The organism is Arthrobacter sp. HMWF013 (genome assembly GCF_003061105.1).
Lineage (GTDB): Bacteria > Actinomycetota > Actinomycetes > Actinomycetales > Micrococcaceae > Arthrobacter.
In genome coordinates, this window is record NZ_QAIQ01000333.1 from 1 (window position 1) to 5,824 (window position 5,824).

Annotated in this window: 5 protein-coding genes and 2 pseudogenes; 4 read left to right on the forward strand and 3 right to left on the reverse strand. The window is 65.5% G+C overall.

The features are described from left to right. The 4 genes and pseudogenes from DBR22_RS12600 to DBR22_RS12615 all read left to right on the forward strand — a co-directional run. A pseudogene (locus DBR22_RS12600) lies at positions 1–321 on the forward strand (sugar ABC transporter substrate-binding protein); the annotation flags it as partial. Positions 322–393: 72 nt separating this feature from the next. Then, a complete protein-coding gene (locus DBR22_RS12605) occupies positions 394–1,359 on the forward strand; it encodes a carbohydrate ABC transporter permease (protein ID WP_108599302.1) in 966 nt (321 codons plus the stop codon). Position 1,360: 1 nt separating this feature from the next. Continuing rightward, complete coding sequence (locus tag DBR22_RS12610) at positions 1,361–2,248, forward strand: carbohydrate ABC transporter permease (RefSeq protein WP_108599303.1); 888 nt, start codon at positions 1,361–1,363, stop codon at positions 2,246–2,248. Between the two features lie 47 nt (positions 2,249–2,295). Next, positions 2,296–3,807 (forward strand): glycoside hydrolase family 32 protein, encoded by a 1,512-nt coding sequence (locus tag DBR22_RS12615; RefSeq protein ID WP_375134959.1) that lies wholly within the window; start codon positions 2,296–2,298, stop codon positions 3,805–3,807. Between the two features lie 53 nt (positions 3,808–3,860). Here the strand turns inward: DBR22_RS12615 and DBR22_RS12620 are convergent, their stop codons facing one another. From DBR22_RS12620 to DBR22_RS12630, 3 genes and pseudogenes are all read right to left on the reverse strand, one after another. Then, positions 3,861–4,112, reverse strand: a complete 252-nt coding sequence (locus DBR22_RS12620; protein ID WP_108599304.1) for a CDGSH iron-sulfur domain-containing protein — start codon at positions 4,110–4,112, stop codon at positions 3,861–3,863. Beyond that, the gene (locus DBR22_RS12625) at positions 4,109–5,164 is read right to left on the reverse strand and encodes an iron-containing redox enzyme family protein (RefSeq protein ID WP_108599306.1); all 1,056 of its coding nucleotides are present in this window, start codon (positions 5,162–5,164) and stop codon (positions 4,109–4,111) included. The genes DBR22_RS12620 and DBR22_RS12625 overlap by 4 nt, the downstream gene beginning before the upstream one ends. Before the next feature lie 284 nt (positions 5,165–5,448). After that, positions 5,449–5,824 (reverse strand): annotated as a pseudogene (locus tag DBR22_RS12630) (DUF3618 domain-containing protein); the annotation flags it as partial.

Consider the following 5,824-nt stretch of genomic DNA (forward strand, 5'->3'; position numbering starts at 1 on the left):
GCCATGGACTACCTCTCCTATTCCCTGAAGCCGGAGAACCTCGCCGCCGTGGCCAAGGCCACCGGCACCATCCCAGCGACCAACGACGCCGCCGCGCTGATCCCGGCCTTCGCCGAGGGCGGCGCCAACCGTATCTTCATGGAGTTCTCCCGCAACTACGCCGTGATGCGGCCGGAGACCCCCGCTTACCCGTTCATTGCCACCGAATTCGGCAAGGCAACCCAGGACATCCTTGCCGGAGCGGATCCGCAGGGTGCGCTGGACAAGGCTGCCAAGGCGATTGACGCCAACATCAAGTCCAACGGCGGCTACCAGAAATAGCCAGATCCGGGGTACGACGACGCCGGCGAGTGCCGCCGTCGTCGTACCCCAGGTCCTGTCAAGGAGACTCCCATGACCCTCAGCCCACTTCCCACCCGTCCACCCCAGGCCGTTACCGAGCCGGCCGTTGCAAGCGGCCCAACCCGCCCCCGCCGATCACGCCCCGGCTTCCTCCGCGAACAGATCAGCGGCTGGGGCATGATCGCCCCTGCGGCCGCCCTACTCCTGCTGTTTGTGTTCCTCCCGGCGATCATGGGGTTCGGCCTCGCGTTCACCAACGCCCGCCTGATTTCCCCGCGGCCCGTGGAGTTCGTGGGCGCGGACAACTTCGCCCGGCTCTTCGCCGATCCCACGTTCTGGCGCGCATTGCTGAACGTGACGTACTTTGCGGTGATCGTGGTGCCGGTGCAGTCCGCCCTGGCCCTGGCCATGGCCCTGCTCATCAACAAGAAGTTCCGCGGCGTGAACTTCTTCCGCACCATCTACTTCCTGCCGGTGGTCACCTCCATGGTGGTGGTGTCGCTGCTCTGGATGTTCATGTACCGCCGGGAAGGCCTGATCAACGAACTGCTCTCCACGTTCAGCTTCGGCCTGATCCAGGGCGCCGACTGGCTCAACGACCCCGCCACGGCCATGCCGGCCATCATCGCCCTGTCGATCTGGCAGGCAGCGGGGTTCCACATGATCATCTGGCTGGCCGGGCTCCAAAGCGTTCCCGGAGAGCTGTACGAGGCAGCGCAGCTTGACGGCGCCAGCCACTGGCAGCAGTTCCGGTTCGTCACCTGGCCAGGCCTGAAGCACACCCGCAGCCTGGTCCTGGTGACCATCACCATCCAGGCGCTGGGGCTCTTTGACCAGGTCAGCGTGATGACCCAGGGCGGTCCCCTGGATTCCACCACCACCATCATCTACGAGGCAGTCCGGTCCGGATTCAAGCAGCAGGAAACCTCCTACGCCTCAGCCATCTCGCTCGTATTCTTCGTCCTCGTGCTGCTGGTTTCCGCAGTGCAGCGCTACCTGACCCGAGAGAAGGACTGAAATGAAACCGACCTTCATTTCCACGAACCTGACCAGCCTGGGGACCATGGCTGTACGCATCCTGTTCGCCGCCGTCGCCGTTTTCCCCATCGTGTTCATGTTGGTGTCCTCCCTCAAACCGGACCAGCAGATCTTCGGTGACATGTCCTCCGTGGCGGCCTTCCTGCCGATCGGAAACATCTCCTTCGACAACTACGCCGCGGTGTTCGACCGCGTGCCCGCCGCCCGTTTCCTGATCAACTCCATCGGAGTCTCGGCGGTGACGGTGGTGCTGGGCATCTTCGTCAACAGCCTCTGCGCCTTCGCGCTCTCCCGCATGGAGGTCCGCGGCAAGCGGATCGTGTTCAGCGCCATCCTCGCCACCCTGATTGTGCCGTTCCAGACCCTGGCGCTGCCGCTGGTGTGGTGGGTCAACCAGCTGCCCTACTTTGAGCTGGACGGCTTCAGCCTGGAGTTCTCGAAAGGCTGGCTGGACACGTACCAGGTCCAGATCATCCCTTTCATTGCCAATGCGTTCTCCATCTACCTGTACCACCAGTACTTTGAGTCCATTCCCAAGGAACTCGATGAAGCGGCCCGGATCGACGGCGCAGGGTGGTTCAAGATCTACCGGCAGGTGGTCATGCCCCTCGCCGGTCCGGCCACGGCCACAGTGGCCATCCTGACGTTCCTGCCCGCCTGGAACTCTTACCTCTGGCCGCTCATGGTGGTCCAGTCGGAGGAGCTGCGGCCCGTGATGATCGGCATCCAGTACTTCTTCCAGCTCAACGTTTCCTGGGGCGAAGTCATGGCGTACGCCTCGCTCATCACCGTGCCCGTGGTGATCCTCTTCATCGCTTTCCAGAAGTCCTTCATCAACAGCATCGCCTCCAGCGGCGTCAAGGGCTGATGCCCGCCATGACCTCAGCCCTCAGCTCGAAAGAAGAACCCTCAGCCATGGCATCAGGCCTCACCATAGACTCCCGGTTCCGGCCGGAGTACCACTTCACGGCAGCGCGCAACTGGCTGAACGATCCCAACGGACTGCTCTACTCCAACGGCGTCTATCACCTCTTCTACCAGCACAACCCGCACAGCGCGGACTGGGGCAACATGTCCTGGGGCCATGCCACCTCAGCGGATCTGGTGCACTGGGACGAGCAGCCGGTGGCCATCGGGTGCGACGGGGAGGAAGCCATTTTCTCAGGTTCCGCCGTCGTGGACGTCCATAACACCAGCGGCTTCGGAGCCCCGGGCACCTCACCGCTGGTTGCCATCTACACCAGCGCCTACTCCGCAGGGTCCCCGCTGGCTGGACGCCAGGCGCAGTCCCTCGCGTACAGCACGGACGACGGCGCCACTTGGCTGAAGTACGCGGGGAACCCCGTGCTGGACCGCGCGTCTGCCGATTTCCGTGACCCAAAGGTCTTCTGGTACGACGGCGGGACGGAGAGTTACTGGGTCATGGTGGCGGTGGAGGCGGTGGACCGCGAGGTTCTCCTCTACAAGTCCCGGGATCTGGTGACCTGGGAGTATCTGAGCACCTTCGGCCCGGCCAATGCCACCGGCGGGGTATGGGAGTGCCCGGACCTCTTTGAACTGCCGGTCGAGGGGGAACCCGGCACCTCCAAGTGGGTGCTGGTGGTGAACCTGAACCCCGGCGGGATTGCCGGGGGTTCCGGCGGCCAGTACTTCCTCGGAGAGTTCGACGGCGTCCGGTTCCGTTCCGACAGTACGGTCACCGAAGGGATGCAGGAGAACGGCGCCAGGATGGGGGAGTACGGCTGGCTCGATTGGGGCCGGGATTACTACGCCGCCGTGTCCTTCAGCAATGCTCCGGACGGACGCAGGCTCATGATCGGCTGGATGAACAACTGGCAATACGGCGCGCTGACACCCACCGGCGGCTGGCGGGGCGCCATGACCCTGGTACGGGAAGTCACCCTTGTCCGCCGGGCCGGGCAAGCGGGGCTGGCCGGGCGGGTGGTGCTGAAGCAGCAGCCGGTTGATCCCTTTGCGGGAACCTGTGATGTTGTGTGCGCCGCGCCGCAGCAGCTCTCCGGTTCTTACCCTCTGACCGTGGAGGGTCCCGCAGATGTGCTGCGGATCGATGCCGAGTTCGTGCCCGGCACGGCAAACGAGGTCGGCCTGGTGTTGCGCGAAGGCACCGGCGAGCGGACTGTCCTGGCCTACAACGTCGCCCAAGGGGTGCTTCGCCTGGACCGGACAGCCTCCGGGGAGACCCGCTTCCACGAGGACTTTGCCTCCGTGGAGCGGGTCCCCGTGGCGCTGGAGGATGGCCGGTTGCGGCTTCAGGTTTTTCTGGACCGCTGCTCGGTGGAAGTCTTCGCCCAGGACGGGCTGGCCACCATCACGGACCAGATCTTCCCCAGTGACACCAGCACGTCCTTAACCGTTTTCGCCGAGGGTGAGGGCGCCGCCCTGGTGAGCCTCGGCGTCGTCCGTTAGCGGACCTCATTTTCCGAGCAATCTGAGGGAGAGGCACCGCAGGGGAGCGGCGCCTACTCCCCGGCGTCGGCCGGGCCCGGAGGTTCGGTCCGGAACTTGATCAGCTTGTGCGTTCCGTCGCAGTAGGGCTTGATAGCTGAGGCGCCGCACCGGCAGAGGGCAACTGTCCGGCGCTGCCTCGGCACGGGCTCGCCTGAGGGTGTGAGGATTTCGAAGTCGCCGCGGACCAGGAGCGGCCCGTCCGGGCAGACGGTGATTGATCCATCGGCGGGTTCCCGGTCCGGGCGTTCCTGAGGCGCCGTCATGCGGCCACGCTGAAGCCGGAGCGGAGCGACGACTGCCCGTTCTCCCACGCGTCCATGACGCGGAGGGTGAGCCGGGCGTCCAAGGCCATGGCCGCCGTCGCGCCGAACAGCACATCGGGAAGCAGGTCCGGCTCGGCCTCGACCAGGCCGCCGGCGAGATCCCGCCCGGCGATCTGTTCGTGGACGGCGTCTGCCTCAACGTGCTCGTCGAAGTAGGCCGTTGCCGCAGCATCAAAGTCGTGGCGGCGGAACCCGTTGCCGTACAGCTGGTTGGGCCGGGAGGAGGTCATTTCATAGATCGCCAGGTGTCCGGCGATGGCGCCGCGGAGCCGTCGGTTCAGCCCGAAGAGGGACATCATGTTGACCGAGGCCAGGGCAATTGCCGGCACGGTGTCAACGTAGGCGCCGTACCGGTCATCGAGTCCGAGCGCCCGCATGGTCCCGGCGAACAGAGTGCTGTGCATCCGGTCCGCGCGGCCGCCGCCGTATTCGTCGGCCTGGATCTCCACCAGCGCGGCCTTGGCCCGGCCGGTCAGGCGGGGGATGGCCCACGTATGCGGGTCCGCCTCCTTGAGCTGATAAATGGACTTGTGGACCAGGAACTCCCTGAGCTGTGGAACGGTGGCCTTCTTCGCAACGTACTTCGAAAGGCTGGGTCCGGTGTCCGCGGCAGCGAGGGCAAACAGAACGGTTGCGACGCCGTCGCTCACCGGAAGCGCAGCCGGAACCGGTGGGACCTCGGGGACCGCAGCGGCGGCCGCCACACGGAGTCCACGTTCGAACGGCTCCTCCAGGAGCCGGCGAACCGCGATCAGACCCGGATGCCATTCCCAGCCGTCATCCACACCATCAAGCCCGCCGTAGTGGAGCTCGTAAAGGCAGAAGAGCGCAAGCTGGATGTCGTCGTCCTCGATCACGTCGTCAGCCTCGGCCAGCCGTGCCGCGACGAGAGCCGGAAGGCCTGTCAGGGCCGCCACAATCTCCGTGGGCTGGCCAGCGAGGACCGCCAGCAGGGCTGCGCTGAGGGGGCCCCGCGGTTCTGGGATGTGCAATTGCTTCTCCTGGGGAATGTTCGGTTCGTGCAGCGCAACCAACTCGTGCAGCGCATCGGGCAGGGTCAGTACCGGTTCCGGCTGCGGGGCGGCGTGGCGGTGGGGTTCTGCTTGGCCCGGCGTGCGCGCAGGATGCGGCTGATGATGGCGGGGAGGAAGGCAAGGAGCAGTTTCTTCATGACGGGGGTCCCTTCGTAGCGGAAGTTGTGGTGTATCCAATGGTGGTGAATCAGCCGAGAGGGCCGCCCTTCCTCTGGAAGGACGGCCCCGTCAGCGTTTACGGACTACGTGTTCTGGACGTGGTCTTTGGCGTCGGTTGCCCGGTCTTTGACGTCGGTTGCTGCGACCTGGCCTTCGGCTTTGACGTGTTCGGCGGCGTCGGTGGCGGTGGCTTTGACGTTTTCCATCGCTTCGCGGGCGGGTTCCTTCAGGCCTTGGGCCATGTCCTTGGCGGCCTCGGTCAGTTCCGTGGTCATCGGTTCAGCGGCGGTCTTGAGGGCGTCCGCTGCTTCGCGTTCCTTCTCGCTGGCCGGGATCAGGGAGGAGAGCAGCATCCCGGCGCCGAAGGCGACGAGGCCTGCGGCCAGGGGGTTGCCCTGGGTTTTGGCCTTGACCTGCTGGGGTGCGTCCCCGATGGCCTGGCCGGCGTCGTGCAGGACG

Excerpts from the sequence above, each read along its gene's own strand:
- DBR22_RS12615 (WP_375134959.1), top strand. The coding sequence starts at position 2,296 with ATGGCATCAGGCCTCACCATAGACTCCCGGTTCCGGCCGGAGTACCAC.
- DBR22_RS12605 (WP_108599302.1), top strand. The coding sequence starts at position 394 with ATGACCCTCAGCCCACTTCCCACCCGTCCACCCCAGGCCGTTACCGAG.
- DBR22_RS12610 (WP_108599303.1), top strand. The coding sequence starts at position 1,361 with ATGAAACCGACCTTCATTTCCACGAACCTGACCAGCCTGGGGACCATG.
- DBR22_RS12620 (WP_108599304.1), bottom strand. The coding sequence starts at position 4,112 with ATGACGGCGCCTCAGGAACGCCCGGACCGGGAACCCGCCGATGGATCA.